Source organism: Hyphomonas sp. UBA4494 (assembly GCF_002388935.1).
Taxonomy (GTDB): domain Bacteria; phylum Pseudomonadota; class Alphaproteobacteria; order Caulobacterales; family Hyphomonadaceae; genus Hyphomonas.
This window is the reverse complement of sequence record NZ_DGNK01000018.1, coordinates 31,377-51,134: the sequence shown is the minus strand read 5'-3', so window position 1 is coordinate 51,134 and position 19,758 is coordinate 31,377. Positions and strand designations below refer to the sequence as shown.

The 19,758-nt window shown below is 58.8% G+C and carries 20 protein-coding genes; 14 read left to right on the top strand and 6 right to left on the bottom strand.

The genetic code is table 11. The annotated features are described in order from the left end of the window. Positions 1-96: 96 nt before the first annotated feature. From hflK to B2P82_RS07380, 4 genes are all read left to right on the top strand, one after another. A complete protein-coding gene (hflK, locus tag B2P82_RS07395) occupies positions 97-1,233 on the top strand; it encodes an FtsH protease activity modulator HflK (RefSeq protein WP_290496144.1) in 1,137 nt (378 codons plus the stop codon). Then, entirely contained in the window at positions 1,233-2,129 is an 897-nt protein-coding gene (gene hflC, locus B2P82_RS07390; RefSeq protein ID WP_290496142.1) for a protease modulator HflC, read from the top strand. Before hflK ends, hflC begins: the two co-directional genes overlap by 1 nt. Positions 2,130-2,141: 12 nt before the next feature. Then, positions 2,142-2,339, top strand: a complete 198-nt coding sequence (locus tag B2P82_RS07385; protein WP_290496141.1) for a DUF2065 family protein — start codon at positions 2,142-2,144, stop codon at positions 2,337-2,339. A gap of 81 nt (positions 2,340-2,420) precedes the next feature. Continuing rightward, positions 2,421-3,878: a Do family serine endopeptidase gene (locus B2P82_RS07380; RefSeq protein WP_290496140.1), complete on the top strand. Its 1,458-nt coding sequence runs from the start codon at positions 2,421-2,423 to the stop codon at positions 3,876-3,878. Positions 3,879-3,887: 9 nt separating this feature from the next. Here B2P82_RS07380 and serB read toward each other — a convergent pair whose 3' ends face one another. After that, the gene (serB, locus tag B2P82_RS07375; RefSeq protein WP_290496138.1) at positions 3,888-4,808 is read right to left on the bottom strand and encodes a phosphoserine phosphatase SerB; all 921 of its coding nucleotides are present in this window, start codon (positions 4,806-4,808) and stop codon (positions 3,888-3,890) included. 53 nt (positions 4,809-4,861) lie between these two features. Between serB and miaA the strand changes: the two genes are divergently transcribed. From miaA to ilvC, 6 genes are all read left to right on the top strand, one after another. Then, positions 4,862-5,812: a tRNA (adenosine(37)-N6)-dimethylallyltransferase MiaA gene (miaA, locus tag B2P82_RS07370; protein WP_290496136.1), complete on the top strand. Its 951-nt coding sequence runs from the start codon at positions 4,862-4,864 to the stop codon at positions 5,810-5,812. 169 nt (positions 5,813-5,981) lie between these two features. Beyond that, complete coding sequence (locus B2P82_RS07365) at positions 5,982-7,760, top strand: acetolactate synthase 3 large subunit (protein ID WP_290496134.1); 1,779 nt, start codon at positions 5,982-5,984, stop codon at positions 7,758-7,760. Between the two features lie 38 nt (positions 7,761-7,798). Continuing rightward, positions 7,799-8,497, top strand: a complete 699-nt coding sequence (locus tag B2P82_RS07360; RefSeq protein WP_290496132.1) for a hypothetical protein — start codon at positions 7,799-7,801, stop codon at positions 8,495-8,497. Beyond that, on the top strand, positions 8,494-9,066 hold the full coding sequence (gene ilvN, locus B2P82_RS07355; RefSeq protein ID WP_051607411.1) for an acetolactate synthase small subunit: 573 nt from the start codon (positions 8,494-8,496) through the stop codon (positions 9,064-9,066). The genes B2P82_RS07360 and ilvN overlap by 4 nt, the downstream gene beginning before the upstream one ends. Next, positions 9,063-9,716, top strand: a complete 654-nt coding sequence (locus tag B2P82_RS07350) for a hypothetical protein (protein WP_290479942.1) — start codon at positions 9,063-9,065, stop codon at positions 9,714-9,716. The genes ilvN and B2P82_RS07350 overlap by 4 nt, the downstream gene beginning before the upstream one ends. Positions 9,717-9,769: 53 nt before the next feature. Further along, complete coding sequence (ilvC, locus tag B2P82_RS07345; protein WP_034810525.1) at positions 9,770-10,789, top strand: ketol-acid reductoisomerase; 1,020 nt, start codon at positions 9,770-9,772, stop codon at positions 10,787-10,789. A 3-nt stretch (positions 10,790-10,792) separates the two neighbouring features. On the opposite strand, the gene B2P82_RS07340 is transcribed toward ilvC, so the two are convergent. Further along, positions 10,793-11,482: a GH25 family lysozyme gene (locus tag B2P82_RS07340; protein WP_290496130.1), complete on the bottom strand. Its 690-nt coding sequence runs from the start codon at positions 11,480-11,482 to the stop codon at positions 10,793-10,795. Between the two features lie 194 nt (positions 11,483-11,676). Between B2P82_RS07340 and B2P82_RS07335 the strand changes: the two genes are divergently transcribed. Beyond that, the gene (locus B2P82_RS07335) at positions 11,677-12,192 is read left to right on the top strand and encodes a bactofilin family protein (protein ID WP_034810523.1); all 516 of its coding nucleotides are present in this window, start codon (positions 11,677-11,679) and stop codon (positions 12,190-12,192) included. Here B2P82_RS07335 and B2P82_RS07330 read toward each other — a convergent pair. Next, entirely contained in the window at positions 12,186-12,785 is a 600-nt protein-coding gene (locus B2P82_RS07330; RefSeq protein ID WP_290485438.1) for a tetratricopeptide repeat protein, read from the bottom strand. The two genes, B2P82_RS07335 and B2P82_RS07330, sit on opposite strands and share 7 nt — an antisense overlap. 154 nt (positions 12,786-12,939) lie before the next feature. Between B2P82_RS07330 and B2P82_RS07325 the strand changes: the two genes are divergently transcribed. Both B2P82_RS07325 and B2P82_RS07320 read left to right on the top strand, forming a co-directional pair. Further along, entirely contained in the window at positions 12,940-13,911 is a 972-nt protein-coding gene (locus tag B2P82_RS07325) for an oxidoreductase (protein WP_290496128.1), read from the top strand. A gap of 100 nt (positions 13,912-14,011) precedes the next feature. Then, complete coding sequence (locus B2P82_RS07320) at positions 14,012-14,722, top strand: class I SAM-dependent methyltransferase (RefSeq protein ID WP_290496126.1); 711 nt, start codon at positions 14,012-14,014, stop codon at positions 14,720-14,722. A gap of 12 nt (positions 14,723-14,734) precedes the next feature. Here the strand turns inward: B2P82_RS07320 and yghU are convergent, their stop codons facing one another. Next, complete coding sequence (gene yghU / locus B2P82_RS07315; RefSeq protein ID WP_290496124.1) at positions 14,735-15,613, bottom strand: glutathione-dependent disulfide-bond oxidoreductase; 879 nt, start codon at positions 15,611-15,613, stop codon at positions 14,735-14,737. Positions 15,614-15,717: 104 nt separating this feature from the next. Continuing rightward, positions 15,718-18,168, bottom strand: coding sequence for a sensor histidine kinase (locus B2P82_RS07310; protein ID WP_290496122.1), 2,451 nt, complete (start codon positions 18,166-18,168; stop codon positions 15,718-15,720). A gap of 199 nt (positions 18,169-18,367) precedes the next feature. Between B2P82_RS07310 and B2P82_RS07305 the strand changes: the two genes are divergently transcribed. Further along, the gene (locus B2P82_RS07305; RefSeq protein WP_290496121.1) at positions 18,368-18,919 is read left to right on the top strand and encodes an EF-hand domain-containing protein; all 552 of its coding nucleotides are present in this window, start codon (positions 18,368-18,370) and stop codon (positions 18,917-18,919) included. Here B2P82_RS07305 and aguB read toward each other — a convergent pair. Continuing rightward, positions 18,916-19,758 carry an N-carbamoylputrescine amidase gene (gene aguB / locus B2P82_RS07300; RefSeq protein WP_290496119.1) on the bottom strand — a complete coding sequence of 281 codons (843 nt, stop codon included), beginning with the start codon at positions 19,756-19,758 and terminating at the stop codon, positions 18,916-18,918. The genes B2P82_RS07305 and aguB overlap by 4 nt on opposite strands.

Below are 19,758 nucleotides of genomic sequence, written 5' to 3'. Positions count from 1 at the left end.
TCTGCGACTCCGCTGCTCTTGATGCCTGCAAACAGGCATGCACTTATCACCAAAGCGCCTATATAGAACCCATGCACAGTAATACAGGGAGGGCTCATGCCCTGGGATGACAAAACTAAATCCAGCGGCCCCTGGGGCGGCGAGGGCGGAAATGACAATGGAGGCGGCAAGGATGGCGGCTCTCCTTGGAACCGTCCCGGCGGCTCGGGCGGCAATGGGGGCAATGACCTCGAAGACCAGATGCGTCGCATGCAGGAACGTTTCCGGCAGCGCGGCGGCGGCGGCGGTCGCAAACGCGGCGGCGGCGGTGGCGGCAGCGGAGGAACCAATTTCGGTCCGCTCGGCTTTCTGGTCATCGCAGGCATCGCCCTGCTTGCCTGGCTGTCCACCAGCGTCGTTATGGTAGATCCGGGCCAACAGGCCTCCGTCTTCCGCTTCGGCAAATGGCAGACCAATTTTGGCCCCGGCCTCCACTTCCACCTGCCTGCCCCCTTCGAGGAGCATGAACTGGTCGAGGTCGAAGCCCGCCGAAAGACTCAAATCGGCCAGACCATGGACGAGAGTCTGATGCTGACTGAAGACGAAAATATCGTCGACATTCAGTTCTCCGTCTTCTGGCGCGTGAAGCCCGAAGCACCACAGGATTACATCCTGAATGTGAAACAGCCCGATATCGCTGTCGAAATGGTGGCAGAGTCCGTGATGCGCGAAGTTGTCGGCAAAACCCGCCTTCAAAGTGTCATCACGACCGAACGCGACGTCGTTCAGACCGAAGTGGCCAATCAGGTCCAGACCCTGCTGAACGATTATCGCGCAGGCATCCAGATCGTGAGTATTCAGATCGACAAGGCCGACCCGCCTCAGCAGGTCATCGAGGCCTTCAATGATGTGAACGTCGCCGAACAGGACGCCGAAACCAATATCAACCGGGCCACCCAGTACGCCAATCAGATCGTGCCTCAGGCCCGTGGTACGGCTCAGAGACTGCTGCAGGAAGCTGAAGGGTATCGTGACCAGATCGTCGCCGATGCCCAAGGTGAAGCGTCCCGTTTTGAGCAAATCTATGAAGAGTACCGCAAGGCGCCACGCGTCACGCGGGAGCGTATGTATCTCGAAACCATGGAGCGCGTGCTTGAACGCACTGACAAGACCATTCTTGATAGCAATTCCGGCGCGGTTCCCTATCTGCCGCTTGACCGGGTGCAACCTGCCAACCGCGGAGGAGAGAACTGATGCGTAATCTGAGCTGGTTTGCCCTTGCCATCGTCGCGATCGTACTGGTCGCTATCTTCAATTCTTTCTATGTTGTTCGCCAGGACGAGCAGGCTCTGATCCTGCAAGTTGGGGAACCACGCGCGGTGATCAACGCGCCGGGTACGGATGAAGCCGGTCTTTATTTCAAGATTCCGGTCATCCAGACGGTTGAAAAACTCGACCGCAAGAATCTGGGACTCGACATCGAGAATATTCAGGTTCTCGCATCCGACCAGCGTCGCCTCGCTGTGGACGCGTTCGTACGCTGGCGAATCAGCGACCCGCTGCAATTCTATCAGAGCCTCCGGACCATTCCGGGCGCCGCCAACCAACTGAATGATGTGACCAAGGCGTCCATTCGGGAAGTCATGGGCGATGTGCCCGTGCCTGAGATCATTTCGGGCCAGCGGTCCGAACTGATGGAAAATATCCGCGAAAAGGTTGCCAATGAACTGGCAGATGCGGGGATTTCGATCATCGATGTCCGTATTCGTCAGGCAGACCTGCCGCGCGAAGTGGCCGATGGTGTCTACAGTCGGATGCAGACAGCCCGTAAGCAGGAAGCCGAGCGCATCCGTGCCGAAGGTGAAGAACGCGCCCGACTGATTCGCGCGCAAGCCGAACGTGAGAAGACCGTACTTGAGGCCCAGGCCCGGGAACAGTCAGAAGTCATTCGCGGTGAAGGCGATGCCCGGTCCACCGAAATCTACGCCAGTGCCTACAACAAGGACGTCGAATTCTTCCGGTTCCAGCGCGCGCTCATCGCGTGTGAAAACTCCATCCAGGAAGGCACACGCATTGTCGTGGCACCGGATTCCCTGGGCCTGTGCGATGAGTTTATCAATCGCGCACGGGCCAATGGCGGCTCTCGCTAGGACGGGTTTGACATGTCCATACAACTGATCCTGATTGGGATCGGCATGTGGCTATTCATTGAGGGGGCGATCTATGCGGTCGTCCCCGAATTCATGCGGCGTATGGCAGAGTATCTAGCGCGTATGCCGGGACGCGAGATTGCGCTTGCCGGGATCGGGTCCGCGGCAATCGGCGCAATCTTCATCGTCATTGCAGTTCGGTTCTGTTGAAGCTGTTGCAAGACGCCTGCAAAGCGCCATAGTTTATAGACATTAGTGTATATTGTGCTTCGAAAGGAGGCTCAGCGGCCTATGCGTATCCCGGCCCTTGCTGCCCTGTTCCTGTTGAGTTCGGCAACCGCCGTTCTGCCTGCCCATGCTCAGGACAGCCTGTCGACGGCAGTCGATGGAATTGATCAGAAGGTCCAACCGCAAAGCTTCCGTGACTTATCCAAGCGCCTGATGCCAGCCGTGGTCAATATTTCAACATCGCAAACAATTGCGCCCGATGGCATGCCGACCTTTCCGGAAGGCTCGCCCATGGAGCGCTTCAACGAATTCTTCGGTCGGGATGAAGACGGTTTCCGGCGTGAAGGATCACTTGGCTCCGGCTTTGTCATCTCGGCTGACGGCATCATCATCACCAATAATCATGTCATCGAGAATGCCGACGAGATTGACGTCAATTTCTCGAACGGCCGCGTCCTGAAGGCGGAACTCGTCGGTCGTGATCGCGACACCGATCTCGCCGTGCTCAAGGTGAAATCCTCGACTGCCCTGCCCTATGTGGACCTCGCCGACAGCGACAAAGCAGAAGTCGGTGACTGGGTTATCGCCATCGGCAACCCATTCGGCTTCGGGGGCTCTGTTTCGGCTGGCATTATCTCGGCGCGCAATCGCGACCTGAATGCGGGTCGCTCAGATGACTTCATCCAGACCGATGCCGCCATCAACCGCGGTAATTCCGGCGGACCCTTGTTCAATCTCGGCGGCGAAGTCGTCGGCGTGAACACCGCGATCATCTCCCCTACGGGCGGCTCGGTCGGCATCGGTTTCTCCGTGCCGGCAAACCTCGTCAAACGCATTTCCGACCAACTCATCAAGGAAGGCCGCGTGCGTCGCGCCTGGCTGGGCGTCAACGTACAGGATGCGGATGAAGCACTCGTGCGCGCGTACAAGGCGACTGGAAAAGGCGGCGTAATCATCACCCGCATTTCCGATGAAGGACCGGCGGCAAAATCCGATATGGAAGTCGGCGACTTGGTTCTGCGCTTCGATGGCCAGACCGTGACCAGTGTTCGCGAACTGACACGCCTGATTTCCGATACCGAGATCGGCCGCACCGTTCCCATCGCGATTGTGCGAGATGGAAAGGGACGCACCGTCAATGTCACGCTCGGTGAACTGGAAGACGAGGCCGATACGCCCGCCGCCGATGCCACGCTGGATGCGCCGGCGAGTTCCAACGATCTCGGCGCAGAACTGACCAGCCTCGACGATGATATCCGCCGCCGCTATGGCATACCCAAGGATGTTGACGGCGTTGTGGTTACAACGGTCTCTGCGCGTGGGCGCTCTTTTGGAAAGCTCCAACGCGGCGACGTCTTGGTTGAAGTGAATTTCGAGCGCGTCACCACCGTTACCGACACGATCAGCAAGGTAGAAGCCGCGATGACCACACCGCGCCAGCCACTATTGCTCCGCGTCAAACGTCGCGGCGAAGCGGGCTGGTTCGATCAGTTCATCTCGGTCGACCTGACCAATTCCTGATCCGGCAGTCTATTCAGTGACGAATTCGTCCGCGTGATAGCCTTGGAAGAACAGCGCTGTGTGCAAATCGGTGTGATTGATCGCAGCATGCGCTTCAGCCGCGACAATGGGCTTGGCCTTGTAGGCAATGCCGAGGCCCGCCGCGTGGATCATCGCAAGATCATTCGCCCCATCGCCGAGTGCAAGTGAATCTGCCCGGCTGAGGCCCACTTCCGCTGAAAACTCATCCAGCGCCGAGAGTTTCGCTTTGCGTCCGAGGATCGGCATGCCCACCTCCCCGGTCAGCACTGCGCCATCATCGATCAGCGTATTGCCGCGGTGGGCAGCAAACCCGGCTTCATCGGCGACCCGGCCCGTGAAGAAGGTGAACCCGCCGGAGACCAGCACGGTCATCGCGCCCTGCGCCTTCATCGTCTCCACCAGTGTCTTCGCGCCGGTATTCAGCGAAATGCGCGCATCATAAGCGTCCTGCAGCGCTTTGAGGTCGAGCCCCTTCAGCATGGCCACGCGGGTTGTCAGCGCGCCCTCGAAATCCAGCTCGCCCCGCATGGCACGTTCTGTGATCGCGGACACTTCCGCTTTCAGACCAGCGAAATCCGCCAATTCATCGAGGCATTCCTGTCCGATAATTGTGGAATCCATGTCGGAGATCAGCAACCGTTTGCGACGATTTCCTGCGGGCACCAGGGCCACGTCCATTTCTTCCGCTTCCAGCGCAACGAGCGCTGCGTGCTGGAAATCGGCATCCATCGGAGCAAGCGGAATCTCCACAGCGCTGACATCTCCGACCTGTCCCAGCCCTGTTATTTGAGGCAAGGTCTGGGCAATGCCGAGATCTCCAAGGATCATGCCCAGGCGCGAGGCAATATTGTCTTCCGGGGCATTGGCGGCGGCGATCAGGATCATGGAATTAACTGCTTTCTCAATCATTCCCGCCTCTTCACGGGTTTCCTCGTCGCTGACAAGCCCTTACGTCTATATGGATGACACCGGCAATACTCATTCACGGACCCACGGCCAGCGGCAAGACCGCGCTCGCCATCGAAGTGGCGCGCCGTCTGGGCGGTGAGGTCATCAATGCCGATTCCATGCAGGTCTATCGCGACTTGCAAGTGATTTCAGCTCGCCCGACCGAAGAAGAGATGGACGGTGTGAAGCACCATCTCTTTGGCCATGTGAACGCGGCCGAGCGCTACTCCACTGGCGAATGGCTGGAAGAGGTCCGCGCGACCATTCGCACGCTTGAGCTGCGCGGCAAGCGCGCTGTACTGGTCGGCGGCACCGGCCTTTACCTGCTCGCAATGACTCAAGGCCTGTCGAATATTCCCCCTGTACCCGACGATGTCCGCGCCGATGTGCGCGCCATTGCCGATGCCGAGGGCGCGGACGGCCTGCGTGCCCGGCTGGTGCGGGTCGATCCGGAAATTGCTGACCGACTGGGCACCGGTGACCGCCAGCGCCTCGCGCGTGCCTATGAGGTCTATCTGGCCACCGGCAAACCTCTGACCGACTTCCAGCGCAACCGCCAGCCGCCGGTCCTGCAGGAGAATGAATGGATGGGCGTTGCGCTGACCCCACCTCGCGCGAAACTCTATCAGAAAATCGACCGCCGTTTTGAAGGCATGCTGATGCAGGGCGCGATGGAAGAAGCCCGCCAACTGATAAAACGCGATCTCGACCCGGAACTTCCTGCCATGAAAGCACATGGAATGCCGTGGCTCGCAGCCTTCGCACGCGGAGAGATAACGGCAGAATTTGCTGCAGAAAACGCAAAACGCGACACAAGACGCTACGCAAAACGGCAATTCACGTGGATCGGTCGCCAATTTCCCTTCTGGCCGCGCATTCCTTCACCGGAGCCAGAAGATCGATTGAGGGTTATTCTTGCCTTGTATAGGGAGATTGACAGGCCGGTTGAGGCAGATTATTCCTAATCCCGACGTTGGAGGAAACGCACCGTGCGCAAATACGTGGTACTCGTTATTAAGCATCCGTAGCTGGCTTTAAGTAGCCAGTTGCGGATGCGCGCACAAAACGGGGCTCCATTGGAGCCCTTTTTCTTTTCCGATACAGTCCAAACTCAGTTCCATCAGAGATCTCCCCATGACAACCGACACCAAGACCAAGCCCGCAGCTGAAACCTTGACCATGACAGGCGCCGAAATCGTCATCACGGCGCTCAAGGAACAGGGCGTGGAAGTCATGTTCGGCTATCCGGGTGGGGCGGTTCTTCCGATCTATGATGCGCTCTACAATTCCGATGGAATTCGCCACATTCTGGTGCGCCACGAACAGGGCGCTGGCCACGCGGCCGAAGGCTATGCCCGCACAACAGGCAAACCCGGCATCTGCCTCGTCACCTCCGGCCCCGGCGCGACCAATATGGTCACCCCGATTGCAGACGCGATGATGGATTCCATTCCGATGGTGGTCCTGACCGGACAGGTTCCGACACACCTGATCGGCACCGACGCGTTCCAGGAATGCGACACAACCGGCATCACCCGCACCTGTGCCAAACACAATTACCTGGTTACCGATGTGAACCAGCTCGCACGCACGCTTCACGAAGCCTTCCTGATCGCCAAATCCGGTCGGCCCGGCCCGGTCGTGGTCGACATTCCAAAGGACATCCAGTTCGCCACCGGCACTTATGTCGGCAAGCAGGGCGTTCACAAGCCGAGCTATCACCCCACCACCAAGCCGCACCCGGATGCGATTTCGGCGACAGTGGATCTGATGATGCACGCGCGGCGGCCAGTCTTCTACACTGGCGGCGGTATCATCAATTCCGGTCCGAAGGCGTCCGACCTGCTGCGTGAGCTTCAGAACGTCACGGGTTATCCGGTGACCTCTACACTGATGGGGCTTGGCGCCTTCCCTGCCTCCCATCCGGACTGGCTGGGCATGGTCGGCATGCATGGCAGCTTCGAAGCAAATAATGCGATGCACGATTGCGATCTGATGATCTGCGTCGGCGCGCGCTTCGATGACCGGGTGACCGGCCGTATCGACGCCTTCTCACCCAACTCCAAGAAGGTGCACATCGACATCGATCCTTCCTCGGTGAACAAGATCGTCCGAGTCGATATCCCCGTGATTGCCGACTGCGCAGAGGCGCTGGCCGCAATCCTGAAAGAGTTCAAATCCCGCAAGGCGAAGAAGCCGGACCTGAAACCCTGGCGTCAGGAAATCGACATCTGGCGCGCCCGGAAATGCTTCACCTACGCAAACTCCGACACGGTCATCAAACCCCAACATGCCGTTGAGCGCCTGTATGAGCTGACCCGTGATCGCGAGACCTACATCACGACCGAAGTTGGCCAACACCAGATGTGGGCGGCGCAATTCTATCATTTCGACGAGCCGAACCGGTGGATGACCTCCGGTGGGCTCGGCACGATGGGCTATGGCCTGCCCGCCGCAGTGGGCGTTCAGGCAGCGCATCCGGACGCCCTCGTGATCGACATTGCGGGCGAAGCGTCAATCCAGATGATGACGCAGGAACTCTCCACCGCCGTTCAACACAGGCTTCCGGTCAAAGTCTTCATCCTCAACAATGAATGGATGGGTATGGTGCGCCAGTGGCAGGAATTGCTGCATGGCGAGCGCTATTCCCACTCCTATTCGGAAACCCTGCCCGACTTCGTGAAACTTGCCGAAGCGATGGGCGGACATGGCATCCGTTGTGACAATCCAGCGGAGCTGGACGACAAGATCCGCGAGATGATTGACCATCCCGGGCCGGTCTTGTTCGATTGCCGTGTCGAAAAGGCCGAGAACTGCCTGCCTATGATACCGTCGGGCTCAGCGCACAACGAGATGATCCTTGGCGAAATCAAGGGCGATGAGATTGGCGAAGCTGGCAAGGGACTGGTCTGACCGACCAGACCCCGCGGGAGCTTGATAGGACGAATGTGATGGCTGCGAGTGATCTGTGGCAGTGGGGAATGGAGAATATCGGCACGATCGTGACCGTGGTCTCCGCCATTGCGGCTGTACTTGGCGCGCTCGCAAGCCGCGCCGAAACTCGCAAACAACACCAGCTGCGCACCGAACAGCTGCGCCAGAGCATCGACAGCGCCAGCCTCGACTGGGGCAATACCGCCATCGAAACGCTGGCCTCTGCTGCCATGCTGGCGCGCAACCGCCACGTGATGGACTCCGACCGCGCCTTCCAGGAGGCGCGCGCAGACAGTCTGACTAACCTGTCGACCCTGATTGACCGTGGGCGGATGTTCTTTCCAAACCTTGCGCCTGACCGTCACGGCCTCAACAAGGATGGCGCATATCAAGGCTTCCGCGCGCCGATCCTGGACAGCCTCGTCTGGGCCCATGAAGAGGTTCATGCCCTGACCCGCAAAGGCGGCCCGACAAGCGAGGACAGTGCGGCTTTCATAGATGCTTGCCGCAAATTGCTGGTCTCTGAACTGCAAGCCCATCTCGATCCACGGCGCATGGACCAGCTATTGGGCCGCTACACCAAACAAAAGCAGAAACACCAGGACGACGCGATCAGCCGGTCTGGAGCGCTGCGGGACGAGCTATTGACTCGCCGTCCCGACCTCTCCATCGACTTCTGGAATCGTGACACCCCGAAACCGGAGACACAGCCATGAGCGATGGATCAACAGCTACGCCCCCCGCTGGCAATCCGAAATCGGCCTATTTCCTGTCTCATGAGGACGAGGCCGTCGAACGCCGCACACTGGCTGTCATGGTCGATAACGAGCCGGGCGTTCTGGCCCGAGTTGTAGGACTGTTCTCTGGCCGGGGTTACAATATCGACAGCCTGACCGTGGCCGAGGTCGACGTGAATGAGCGCCGCTCGCGGATCACCATCGTGACCCAGGGCACACCGCATATTCTGGAGCAGATCGAAGCCCAGCTCTTGCGCATCGTGCCCGTGGAACAGGTGATCGACATCACCAAGTCCAAGCGCGGCATCGAGCGCGAACTGGCATTGATTAAGGTCGCCGGCAAAGGCGAAGCCCGCGTTGAAGCGCTGCGCATATCTCAGATTTTCCGCGCGAATGTGATAGACACGACAAATGAGAGCTTCATTTTCGAGCTGACAGGCGCCTCTGAAAAGATCACCCAGTTTGTGGATCTGATGCGACCGCTCGGCTTGGTTGAGGTAAGCCGGACAGGTGTTCTGTCGATCAAGAGGGGAAAGGAGAAGGGATGACACGCACCAGCCTGATTGCGCTCGGCGTCCTTTTTCTCGCTGGCAATGCGCACGCCATAGAAGAACAGCCCGAAAGCTGCCGCCCGAAAGTGGCCGGCTCGGCCCTGGCGCTTGCAGATGATGCCGATCAGGCTCAGCTGCAATGCGATATCGACCGTGCGGCCCTGATTGCCGACCGGGCCGATGCAACGTTTGATTCCTCCAATGACCCCATCCTGCGCATCGTGGACACCGCAGCGCCCAGCGGGGCCGCTTATGTCTACGATATCGTCGATGCGGACGGCACAATGATGCTGGATGCGCGAACGGTACCGGTCGATTCCGACACCAATACACATATTCCGCTCTGTCGCCTGCAGACCCAACTGCCTGCCCCCGTCGCAAGCAAGGTCGCCTTGTCTCTCCTGACCACCAGCGATGCAGGACTGCCCGCCTATGGCGCGCGGGAAAAAATGGTGGTCAATGCCGACGGATCGCGCAGCTATGAGCTGCTGCTGGCGTCGCACGACATCATCACCTCAATTGAAACCACCAATGGCCTGAAACAGTTTTCGCGCCATTCGGAGGCCACAGACATAATTGCCGAATTGAACCGTAGCGTTATCGGCGTCGCCAATTTTTCAGATGGCTGGGTGTGCAAGTCCAACTGATCTGAAGACCCTTACCCCAACAATCAATCCTCCAGCGGAGCAAGTAGAGGCCCATGAAAATCTATTACGAACAGGATGCAGACCTTTCCCTCATCCAGAGCAAGAAAGTCGCCGTGATCGGCTATGGCAGCCAGGGCCACGCCCACGTTCTGAACATGCGCGACAGCGGCGTGAAGCAGTTGAAGGTTGGCCTCTATGAGGGGTCGGCCAGCCGCGCCAAAGCAGAAGCCGAGGGCCTTGAAGTTGTCACGCCCGCCGAGGCCGCCCAGTGGGCCGACGTGCTGATGATCCTTATCCCGGACGAAAAGCAGGCCGTGCTCTATGCAAACGAGATCGAACCGCATCTGCGCGCTGGCCAGCATGTCATGTTCGGCCACGGCTTCAACGTGCACTACAACCTCATCCGTCCACGCCCCGATGTTGATGTCTCGCTGTCCGCCCCGAAAGGCCCCGGCCACACGCTGCGCGCCCAGTACCAGATGGGCTTCGGCTTGCCGGGTCTGATCGCAATCCATCAGGACGCGACCGGCACGGCGCAGGATGTTGCCCTGTCCTATTCCAAGGCCATCGGCAATACGCGCGCTGGTGTCATCGAGACCTCATTCCGCGAAGAGACCGAAACAGACCTCTTCGGCGAACAGGCTGTGCTCTGTGGCGGCATCGTTGAGTTGATCAAGGCTGGCTATGAAACCCTGGTCGAGGCTGGCTACGCGCCGGAAATGGCCTATTTCGAATGCCTTCACGAGACCAAACTGATCGTTGACCTTATTTATGAAGGCGGCATCGCCAACATGAACTACTCGATCTCGAACACGGCCGAATATGGCGAATACGTCTCCGGCCCGCGCGTGATTAATTCCGAAGCCAAGGCCAACATGAAAAAGGTTCTCGAAGACATCCAGAACGGCACCTTTGCCCGCAACTGGGTCCTCGAAAACCAGGCCGGCGCACCGGGCTTCAACGCCATGCGCCAGCGCATGAACAGCCACGAAATCGAAGAAGTCGGCGAGAAACTTCGCGGCATGATGCACTGGGCCCAGAACGATCGCCTGGTCGACAAATCCCGCAACTAAACCTTATCCGGGTGGACGGTCCGGAACCCGGTTCATGTCCACCCGGCCGTCAATTCCCGGTACGCGGCCGGACATGGTGTATTGCCAGATGTCCGGTACGCGGCCGTTGATGGTCCGCGGCATCGTCTCGCCAAGGCCGCGCAACCAGAGCGGATAGTCATCATAACTGCCGGCCAGCCAGTGGGTGTGAAACTCTGGCGTCGTGTAGATCACCGGCCGCACGCCATATTCGGCCTCTAGCGCTGTCAGGAATGTGTCCAATTCTCCCAAAGTCTCAGTCGTGCTGCCGCGCGGCTCGCAATTGTGCGCATATTCCAGATCAACTGCGGGCGGCAGCGCCCCTGCCCGCACTTCCACCGACTGAATGAAATTCTGAGCCTGCTCGGCTCCCGGCCGGCAGAGTCGGTAGAAATGATAAGCGCCGACCGTCCAGCCGCGCGTTGTCGCTTCGCGCCAGTTTTCCAGGAAACGTGGATCTTTCCAGTCCCGACCTTCGGTAGCCTTGAGGTAAAGAAAATCGACGGGTGCGGCCTCGAACTCGTCCCAGCGGATGCGACCATTATGGTGCGACAGGTCAATGCCGGTGAAACCGGATTGCAACGGGATAACACCGCCTGCAACCGGTTCAGACGATTGTGAACACGCCGCTGCAACCAGCATCAAGGTAAATGAAACGGACCGAAACAGGCTCATGAGCTGTTTCAACACAGGAATATGGCCTTATGACGAGGAAAACTTGCCCGTATCTTGCAAGGTAATCTCTGCTTGGAACTGTGCGCGCGGCCAATTGCGCGCTATAAGAGCAATGAAATCAATTCTCTGGCCCGGATGAAAACCCCAACGCCGACAACAGGCGCACCAGGTCAGAACATGGGAAAGTATGGGTGATGGCCAAATTCGAAACGGACAATGCTGCCGGCAAGGGCCGCTCAGGTCAGGGCAGCTTCATCGGCACGGAATGCGCGCTGGAAGGCAGCTTCAATTTCTCTGGCCCGCTTACCGTAGCAGGCCATATGAAAGGTCCGGTCAAATCGGACGGGCTGGTATTGATCGAAGCGACCGGTCATATCGAAGGATCGCTGGAGGCGGCAATCATCGTCGTACATGGCAAGCTGACGGGCAATGTGACTGCTCATGAGAGCCTCGAGATATGGAATGAAGCTGTTGTCACCGGAAAGGTGTTCACCCGCAGCATCCGCGTTGACGCAGGGTCGCTGATGACCGCTGACCTCAACGTCGCAACCGACGGTCCCATACCGACGCATGAGGCTGTGGACACACCTGAGCATATCACTGCTGATACAGTTTCCGAGACCCCCGCTATCGACCCGAACCGACCCGCCAGCCCGCTGCCAGGCTCAAGCCTTGCGCGCAAACTGTCGACCTTGAGCGAAAATCAGTAGCGGCGCCTGACGTCTTCAAGACGCTCCCAAGTCGAGTCATCGGGCTGATAGGCCCCCAGCGTCGACAGGCGTTCGCAGGCCCATTCATACGCCTCATCGCAGGATTCCTGGAGAAGGCGCGTGCCTTCCGCAACGTTCTTGGAACCACCTTGGCCGGTATAGATCATGTTGCCATAGGCTGCACATCCGCTCACGTCGCCATAATCACACGCTTTATCATAAAGCTGGCGCGCCCGAGCGGTATCGGCATCCATGCCGCGCCCTTGAACAGTCAGATAGGCAAGTCCTGAACAGGCCTCTGCGACTTTTCCATCGCACGCCTTGCGATAATTGTCCGCAGCGCTCTTGTAATCCTGGTCGCCGCCAAGCCCCTTGCGATACATATCGGCCAGCTCGAAGCAGGCTTGATAATCCCTGGTGTCACAGGCCTGACTGGCTTCGGTGCGTGTGACGCGATTGGTCTCAAGGTTAGCCGTAGCTTCCTCGAGCGCAATTTCCGCTTGGGTCCGCTCAACCTGACCATACTGCGCAGCAGCAGGAAGAACAGCGACTGACATGGCGACAACAGATATCGCGGCGGCAAGAATACGCATGCAATTTCTCCCTTGGTTATATTCGGGATATAAGTGGCGATACGGAGTGCGTCCATGTAAACCGCTGCTTACAGATTGGTAACATCACGCATGATCGCTTGCCGTCGCACCGGCTGGCTCAGCATAAGAAACCAAACGACCAAAGGGGAAACACATGGCCGCAACAGACCAGACGCCGATCGGATCAGGCTTTCATGCAAAGTCGACGGCACAGGAAGTTATCGACGGCATCGACCTGACCGGACGCAACGTAATCGTCACTGGCGGCTATTCGGGGATTGGCCTGGAAACCGTTCGCGCCCTGGCGGGCGCAGGCGCGCGCGTGACGGTTCCTGCGCGACGCGTCGACGCCGCCGAGACTGCGCTCGCTGACATTCCCGGCGATATCGAGATTGCGGCGATGGACTTGGAAGACCTCGCCACTGTGCGAAAATTCACCGCTGATTTTGAGGACACAGGCCGCGCACTTGATATCCTTATTAACAATGCGGGTGTCATGGCCTGCCCTGAAACGCGGGTTGGGCCCGGCTGGGAACGCCAGTTGGGCGTGAACCATCTCGCGCATATGGCGATGAGCCTCGCGCTCGCCCCCGCTCTTGAACGCGCGGACGGCGCGCGCTTGGTCGCCCTTTCATCAACAGCGCATGTGCGCTCCGACGTGATCTGGGACGATCCCAATTACGAATCCCATCCCTATGACAAATGGAAAGCCTACGGCCAGTCCAAATCAGCGTGCGCCCTGTTTGCTCTGGGCGTGGACCATCGCGGCAAGGATATCGGTGTGCGGGCATTCTCGGTGCATCCGGGAGGGATTTTCACGCCCCTGCAACGCCACCTCACTGATGAGGAAATGGCCGAACTCGGTTGGAAAAACCCCGACGGAACAATCCCGCCTCAAGTTCAGGCCATGTTCAAGACACCAGAGCAAGGCGCGTCCACCAGCGTCTGGGCCGCTACTTCCCCTGCCCTGGCGGACAAGGGCGGCGTTTATTGCGAAGATTGCGATATTGCCAAGCTTGCCACCGAAGAGAGTCAACGCTGGGAGCACGCCCGACCCTGGATCTGTGATGACGAAAAAGCCGAGCGGCTTTGGGATATCAGCGAGACCATGCTCAGCAAGGCCTGAGCGGACAGAGGACATTCCCATGAGACATTCACTAAGTTTCGCAGCTGCTTGCTTGAGCTTGGCCGCATGTGCTGCGCCGATTCCCGAGAGCATGCCAACAATGCCGGAAACTACCGTCCCTGCGTTCGATTACGATTCCGTCTTCGTGCATGATGGTCGACCGGAAGATGATTTCGAGCAGTATGAGCTTCGCAATTCGCGGCAGATCCTTGCATTCACCGGAGTAATGCCGGGCATGACAGTGCTGGATATGGAAGCTGGCGGCGGCATCTATACCGAACTCTTCTCACTGGTCGTGGGCGAAGAGGGAAAAGTCTACCTTCAGAACCCACCAGAGTTTGAAACCTTCCTCGGCGATGCGGTCGAGAAACGCATGGATGGCCGGCTGATCAACGTGACTCACATCCAGACATCGTTCGATGATTTCGAACCCATTGGCGATATGGAGGTGGATCTCGTAACCTGGTTTCTCGGTCCACATGAGCTCTGGTACACGCCGGAAGGCGCGGAGCCGGGTGCACTCGGAGATCCGGAAGTCGCCTTTTCCGAAATCGCACGCGTCCTGAAACCCGGCGGGCATTTCGTCGTGATTGATCACCGCGCGCCTGACGGTGCGCCCGCAACAACTGGCGGCGTGACACATCGGCTGGCGCAAGACACCTTGATGGAAATGATGGGCGATGTCGGCCTCGTCCTTGTTGAGGAGAGTGACCTACTCGCGAATCCCGGCGACGATGGCACGCTGAACGTATTCGATCCGTCTATCCGGAGACAGACGGATCGCTACATTCTCAAATTCGAGAAATCCTGACCAAAGACAGGATCAGCTGGAGCCTTCGGGATCCAGCTTGTCCTTGGTCCTGGTATCAAAATCGCTGGCGTCGTGGCGTTCGCGCAGTTGGGTCTCCGGCTTGCCAAAAGTGCGGTTCACCATGCGGCCACGCTTGACTGCCGGACGTTCGGCGATCTGCTTGGTCCAGCGCTGGACATTTTCATATTCGTGAACCTGCAGGAATTCTCCCGCATCATACACGACACCTGACGCCAGAGCGCCGTACCAGGGCCAGATTGCCATATCTGCAATCGAGTACTCGTCGCCAGCCATGAATTCATTATCGGCGAGCCGCTTGTCCAGCACGTCCAGTTCCCGCTTCACCTCCATTGCAAACCGATCAATCGCGTATTCGATCTTGATTGGCGCATATGCGTAGAAATGGCCAAAGCCACCGCCGAGATAAGGCGCCGATCCCATCTGCCAGAACAGCCAGGAAAGCGCTTCCGTGCGCTTGCGCGGATCCTTGGGCAGGAAAGCGTCAAACTTCTCTGACAGGTACAGAAGGATCGATCCGGATTCGAACACGCGGGTGGGCGGATTGGTCGAATGGTCCATCAGGGCCGGGATCTTGGAGTTCGGGTTGGCAGAAACAAATCCGCTGGAAAACTGGTCGCCCTCCATGATGTTGACCAGCCAGGCATCATACTCAGCGCCGGAATGACCCGCCGCGAGCAGTTCTTCGAGCATTACAGTGACTTTAACGCCGTTCGGTGTGCCCAGCGAATAGAGTTGCAGCGGATGTTTCCCAACCTGCAAATCCTTGTCATGGGTCGCGCCCGAAATCGGCCGGTTGATGCTGGCGAAACGCCCGCCGCTCTCAGCATCCCATTTCCAGACCTTCGGTGGGATATAGGTATCGTCAGCCATGTTGCGTGCCTTCTTGCTTGGTTTTGTCAAACCAACATGTAGGCATGGCGCGCAGAAAGTCAGTAAACTTGTTTGTGAGACGTCCTAAACAGGCCCTCAGATAATCAGGCTGGCAGGCTCTCAGTCAGCAACATTTCCTGGTTCTGCACAACTTTCGTGACCTTCACCGGCAGCCAGCAGGTCACTTCCAGACCGCCGCCATCGACCGGTTTCATACCGACCGTTCCGCCGTGCAGATCGATGAAATGCTTCACGAGCGCAAGACCGAGGCCGGCCCCGCGCTGGTCGCCCGAAACGAAACTGTCGAAGCTGGTGGCACGTTTGTCGGCTGCAAGCCCGCGGCCATTGTCTCGCACAGACAGGGTCACCATGTCGCCCACGCGCTGGGACGAGACGACGATTTCACCACCGGATTCGGTAAAGCGGAGCGAATTGGAAATGAGGTTGAACAAGACCTGCCGGATACGGCGCTCATCCGCCCGAATGACTCCAAGCTTGCCCTTGATGTCGGCGCGAACGGCAATCTGCGTGTCCTCTGCCTTGGATACGACCATGTCGATGCTTTCCTCGATGACATGGCTGAGATCCACATCCTTCAGATCGAGATCCATACGGCCTGCTTCGATCATGGCGAGGTCGAGAATGTTCTCGATCAGTTTCGAGAGGTGGTCGGAAGCTGACAGGATCGCGCTGACATAGTCTGTCTGGCGCTCGGTCAGATCGCCATTGCGCTTTGTTTCCAGCAGTTCAGCATAGCCAAAGATGACCGTCAGCGGCGACCGCAGCTGGTAGGACACATTGCGCACGAACTCCGTTTTCAGACGGTCCGCAGCCTCAAATGCTTCAGCCCGATCTCTCAGCGCGGACTCAACCCTGCGTGTGGCCGTCACATCCGCAAAGGCGATCAGCGTGTTTCCATCCGGCAGCGGATGGGTCAGATATGTCAGGATAGATCCATCAGACCTGCGCATCTCTCCGGTGGTGGACTGGCGTGCGCGGGCGGACGGGTCCGTAATATGGCCCTTGATCGCGTCCCAGACATCCAGGTCATGGAACAGCGGAACGCAGTCCTCGATCACATCGCTATAGTCCGGATGGTCTTTCAACTCGTCATGGTCCAGGGACCAGAGACGTTCAAAAGCCTTGTTGAACAGTTTCAGCCGCCCGTCGCCGCCGAACACGACAACTGCCTCGTGCAGATTGTCGAGCGTGGACGCCTGCGTCTTCACAATGGCATTGAACTTGGTCTGAAGGTTCAGTTCGCCTGTGATGTCCTTGAACAACAGCAACAGGCCGCCCATCGGGTGGCGCTGGCGTGTGACGGACAGAGTCCGGTCATCCGGCAGTGACCATGTATCTTCCTTTACCCCATCAATATCGAGGTAGTAGGACAGCTCCTCAGCACGCCATTCAGCGTAATTTGTACGGGCCGGCAACTTGCGACGCTCGCGCAGGCGGTCCAGCAACTGGCCGTGGTTCGGGCGGTCCAGCAGGAAGCTCTCATCGAGGTCCCACATGTCGCGGAAGGCCTTGTTGTAGAAGGTCAGTTTGCGATCCGCCCCGAAGATCGCGACAGCATCGGCAACATGGTTCAGTGTCTCGTCATGCGCGCGAACATGGCGGTTCAGTTCCTCGCGCGCATTTTCCTGGGCGGTCACATCGAACGCCATCGCCCCTGCCCCGCCGGATAGAGGGAAGGTCAGCACACGCATGGCACGCCGCTCTCCGTTCACGACCATATGACGCGTATCGTCGATGTCGGCGCCTTCAGAAATAGTCTTGCGGGCTTGGTCAGCTGAAGCTTGGTCCAGCATGATCTGGCGATCCAGGACGCGGTCGAGGTTCACCCCATCGACAGCCTCAATGTAAGACGGGTTCACCCACTGCAGCTTGCCCATGCCGGATACGCGCCAAGCCGGGAACGGCGCCTTGCCCAACATGTCGAGGAAGGCAGTGGGATCGCGCGCGATAACCTGGCGCGCCTCTTCCAGCTTGCCGCGGGCGGAGCTTTCTTCCAGTCCCTTGATGGTCGTGTCTGTGACCCAGACGACAGCCCGCGCGCCAGCCGTCCGCCCGTCGGCTTCGAGGAAGCGGCCAGACGGCCCGATGATGGTGAGCGAGAAGGCCTGTCCGGTATCGCGCAGCTCGCGCATGCGAATCCGCAGCGTGGTGTCCTGTCCGGAACTGTCACGCGCTTCGAGGTCGGCAAGACCTTCGATGATGCGCACCGCCGGATCGGGCGAAATCGCATCATCGGTGAAGCTGAGCAAGCCGGCCAATGCCACCGGCGAACCGTAAAGCTCCGGCGGGGTCATTTCTTCACTGTCGGGCTCAAGCGCTTCACCCTGCCAGACTAGGATTACGCCCGGGTGAGCGCCAAGGATTGAGCGGTGCTCTGCCAGAAGAGTCTCGAGATCGGATGACCGGTCTTTGTATTTTCGCGCCGCGCCACGTGCCCCATCAGACACGCGCAGCGCCCATAGCAAGGCGGCGAGGCCCAGCGCGGTCGCACCAGCAGACATGATGATAGGGACCTGGTCCGCCGTGATTGCCATAGTGTCTTCAATCCAAATCGCACGAATCGACCACCGGTCGGCGGCCGCAACTGGTTAACGGATTGCTCCCTTTGCGTTAAGGCGGCGTTAACGAGACGCTAATGCCAGACCGATGTCCAGACAAGATAACTGAAACGTCATGTTGCAAAAACGCCACACCGACATAGTCTGATCCCTCAAACCTCTTGGGAGTCTCTTCATGCGCAATCTGGCCCTGGCCCTTTCCGCTGCGGCACTCGTTTTCCTTGGTGCACCTGCATCTGCCGGTGCCGAAGATGAGGGCGACGATCTTGTGCGCCTGCCGGGACAGTCTTATCCCGGCCCGACAAGACGCGGTGCCAAAGCGAATGGACATGTCCCAGAACGCCTTGTGGCGGGAGGTGGATTGATTGTCAGTTTCGATGCCAACCTGGATGGCAATGTCACCCCGGAAGAACTCGCCACGGGCATTGAGGCTGCCTTCCTTGAGGCCGATTCCAATAAGGACGGCTATCTCAGCCCGCTCGAACAGCTCTCATGGGCGGAAAGCCAGCCGACCCGCGACGACACGCTGGGAAATCCGGCTCGCTTCGACCCAAATCTGGATCGGCGCGCCAGTTTCGACGAATTCGACACGGTTCTCACCAGCCTCGCCGCAGACTACGCCTCGGATTCCGGCATCATTCGCGTGGCCGACCTGAAAGCGCCCAAGCCGGAAAAACGGGAAGAGACCCGCTTCGTCCGCAATGATCCGCCGCTTCGCCGAAATTAGGTGAGAATATCGTAGAGGTCGGTCCGCCGATCCCGGAAAAACCCCCAGGCGGCCCGTTCGCGTTCAATTTCGTCCAGATCGAATTCTGCGACCAGCACGCCCTGTTCGGTACGACCGAAATCAATCACGATCTCGCCGGTTGGGTCCGCGATGAAGCTGGTTCCGTAGAAGATCTGCCCTTCCTCATCGCCCACACGGTTTGCCGCGACGACCGGGATGGTGTTCGAGACGGCATGGCCCTGCATCGCGCGGCGCCAGCGGGCGGCCGTATCAAGGGCCGCATCCTGCGGCTCAGCGCCAATCGCTGTCGGGTACATCAACGCATCCGCGCCCATTAGCGTCATGGCGCGCGCAGCTTCCGGGAACCATTGGTCCCAGCAGATTCCCACACCAATCCGGCCTTTCATTGTGTCCCATACGCGAAACCCGGTATCGCCTGGGCGGAAATAGTATTTTTCCTGATAGCCTGGCCCGTCCGGAATGTGGCTCTTGCGATATACGCCCAGAGGCGACCCATCCGCGTCGATCATGACCAGAGAATTGTAATAGAGCGGACCGTCCTTCTCATAGATTGAGACGGGGATGACGACGCCAAGTTCCTCGGCCAGCGCCGACAGTTGCTCGACAGCCGGATGCTCGCGCCAAGGATAGGCGCGCGCGAAATGCTCTTCTTCCTGTGTCTTGCAGAAATAGTACCCCGTGAAGAGTTCCGGCGGCAGCACAACGTCGGCCCCCTGCTCTGCGGCCTCGCGCACACGCTCCGCCACGCGGTCGATATTGTCCTGCACATCGTCTGATGGCGTAAACTGGATGCAGGCAAGCGTTAGGGTACGGGGCAT

Excerpts from the sequence above, each read along its gene's own strand:
- hflK (WP_290496144.1), top strand. The coding sequence starts at position 97 with ATGCCCTGGGATGACAAAACTAAATCCAGCGGCCCCTGGGGCGGCGAG.
- hflC (WP_290496142.1), top strand. The coding sequence starts at position 1,233 with ATGCGTAATCTGAGCTGGTTTGCCCTTGCCATCGTCGCGATCGTACTG.
- B2P82_RS07385 (WP_290496141.1), top strand. The coding sequence starts at position 2,142 with ATGTCCATACAACTGATCCTGATTGGGATCGGCATGTGGCTATTCATT.
- B2P82_RS07380 (WP_290496140.1), top strand. The coding sequence starts at position 2,421 with ATGCGTATCCCGGCCCTTGCTGCCCTGTTCCTGTTGAGTTCGGCAACC.
- serB (WP_290496138.1), bottom strand. The coding sequence starts at position 4,808 with ATGATTGAGAAAGCAGTTAATTCCATGATCCTGATCGCCGCCGCCAAT.
- miaA (WP_290496136.1), top strand. The coding sequence starts at position 4,862 with ATGACACCGGCAATACTCATTCACGGACCCACGGCCAGCGGCAAGACC.
- B2P82_RS07365 (WP_290496134.1), top strand. The coding sequence starts at position 5,982 with ATGACAACCGACACCAAGACCAAGCCCGCAGCTGAAACCTTGACCATG.
- B2P82_RS07360 (WP_290496132.1), top strand. The coding sequence starts at position 7,799 with ATGGCTGCGAGTGATCTGTGGCAGTGGGGAATGGAGAATATCGGCACG.
- ilvN (WP_051607411.1), top strand. The coding sequence starts at position 8,494 with ATGAGCGATGGATCAACAGCTACGCCCCCCGCTGGCAATCCGAAATCG.
- B2P82_RS07350 (WP_290479942.1), top strand. The coding sequence starts at position 9,063 with ATGACACGCACCAGCCTGATTGCGCTCGGCGTCCTTTTTCTCGCTGGC.
- ilvC (WP_034810525.1), top strand. The coding sequence starts at position 9,770 with ATGAAAATCTATTACGAACAGGATGCAGACCTTTCCCTCATCCAGAGC.
- B2P82_RS07340 (WP_290496130.1), bottom strand. The coding sequence starts at position 11,482 with ATGAGCCTGTTTCGGTCCGTTTCATTTACCTTGATGCTGGTTGCAGCG.
- B2P82_RS07335 (WP_034810523.1), top strand. The coding sequence starts at position 11,677 with ATGGCCAAATTCGAAACGGACAATGCTGCCGGCAAGGGCCGCTCAGGT.
- B2P82_RS07330 (WP_290485438.1), bottom strand. The coding sequence starts at position 12,785 with ATGCGTATTCTTGCCGCCGCGATATCTGTTGTCGCCATGTCAGTCGCT.
- B2P82_RS07325 (WP_290496128.1), top strand. The coding sequence starts at position 12,940 with ATGGCCGCAACAGACCAGACGCCGATCGGATCAGGCTTTCATGCAAAG.
- B2P82_RS07320 (WP_290496126.1), top strand. The coding sequence starts at position 14,012 with ATGCCGGAAACTACCGTCCCTGCGTTCGATTACGATTCCGTCTTCGTG.
- yghU (WP_290496124.1), bottom strand. The coding sequence starts at position 15,613 with ATGGCTGACGATACCTATATCCCACCGAAGGTCTGGAAATGGGATGCT.
- B2P82_RS07310 (WP_290496122.1), bottom strand. The coding sequence starts at position 18,168 with ATGGCAATCACGGCGGACCAGGTCCCTATCATCATGTCTGCTGGTGCG.
- B2P82_RS07305 (WP_290496121.1), top strand. The coding sequence starts at position 18,368 with ATGCGCAATCTGGCCCTGGCCCTTTCCGCTGCGGCACTCGTTTTCCTT.
- aguB (WP_290496119.1), bottom strand. The coding sequence starts at position 19,758 with ATGCCCCGTACCCTAACGCTTGCCTGCATCCAGTTTACGCCATCAGAC.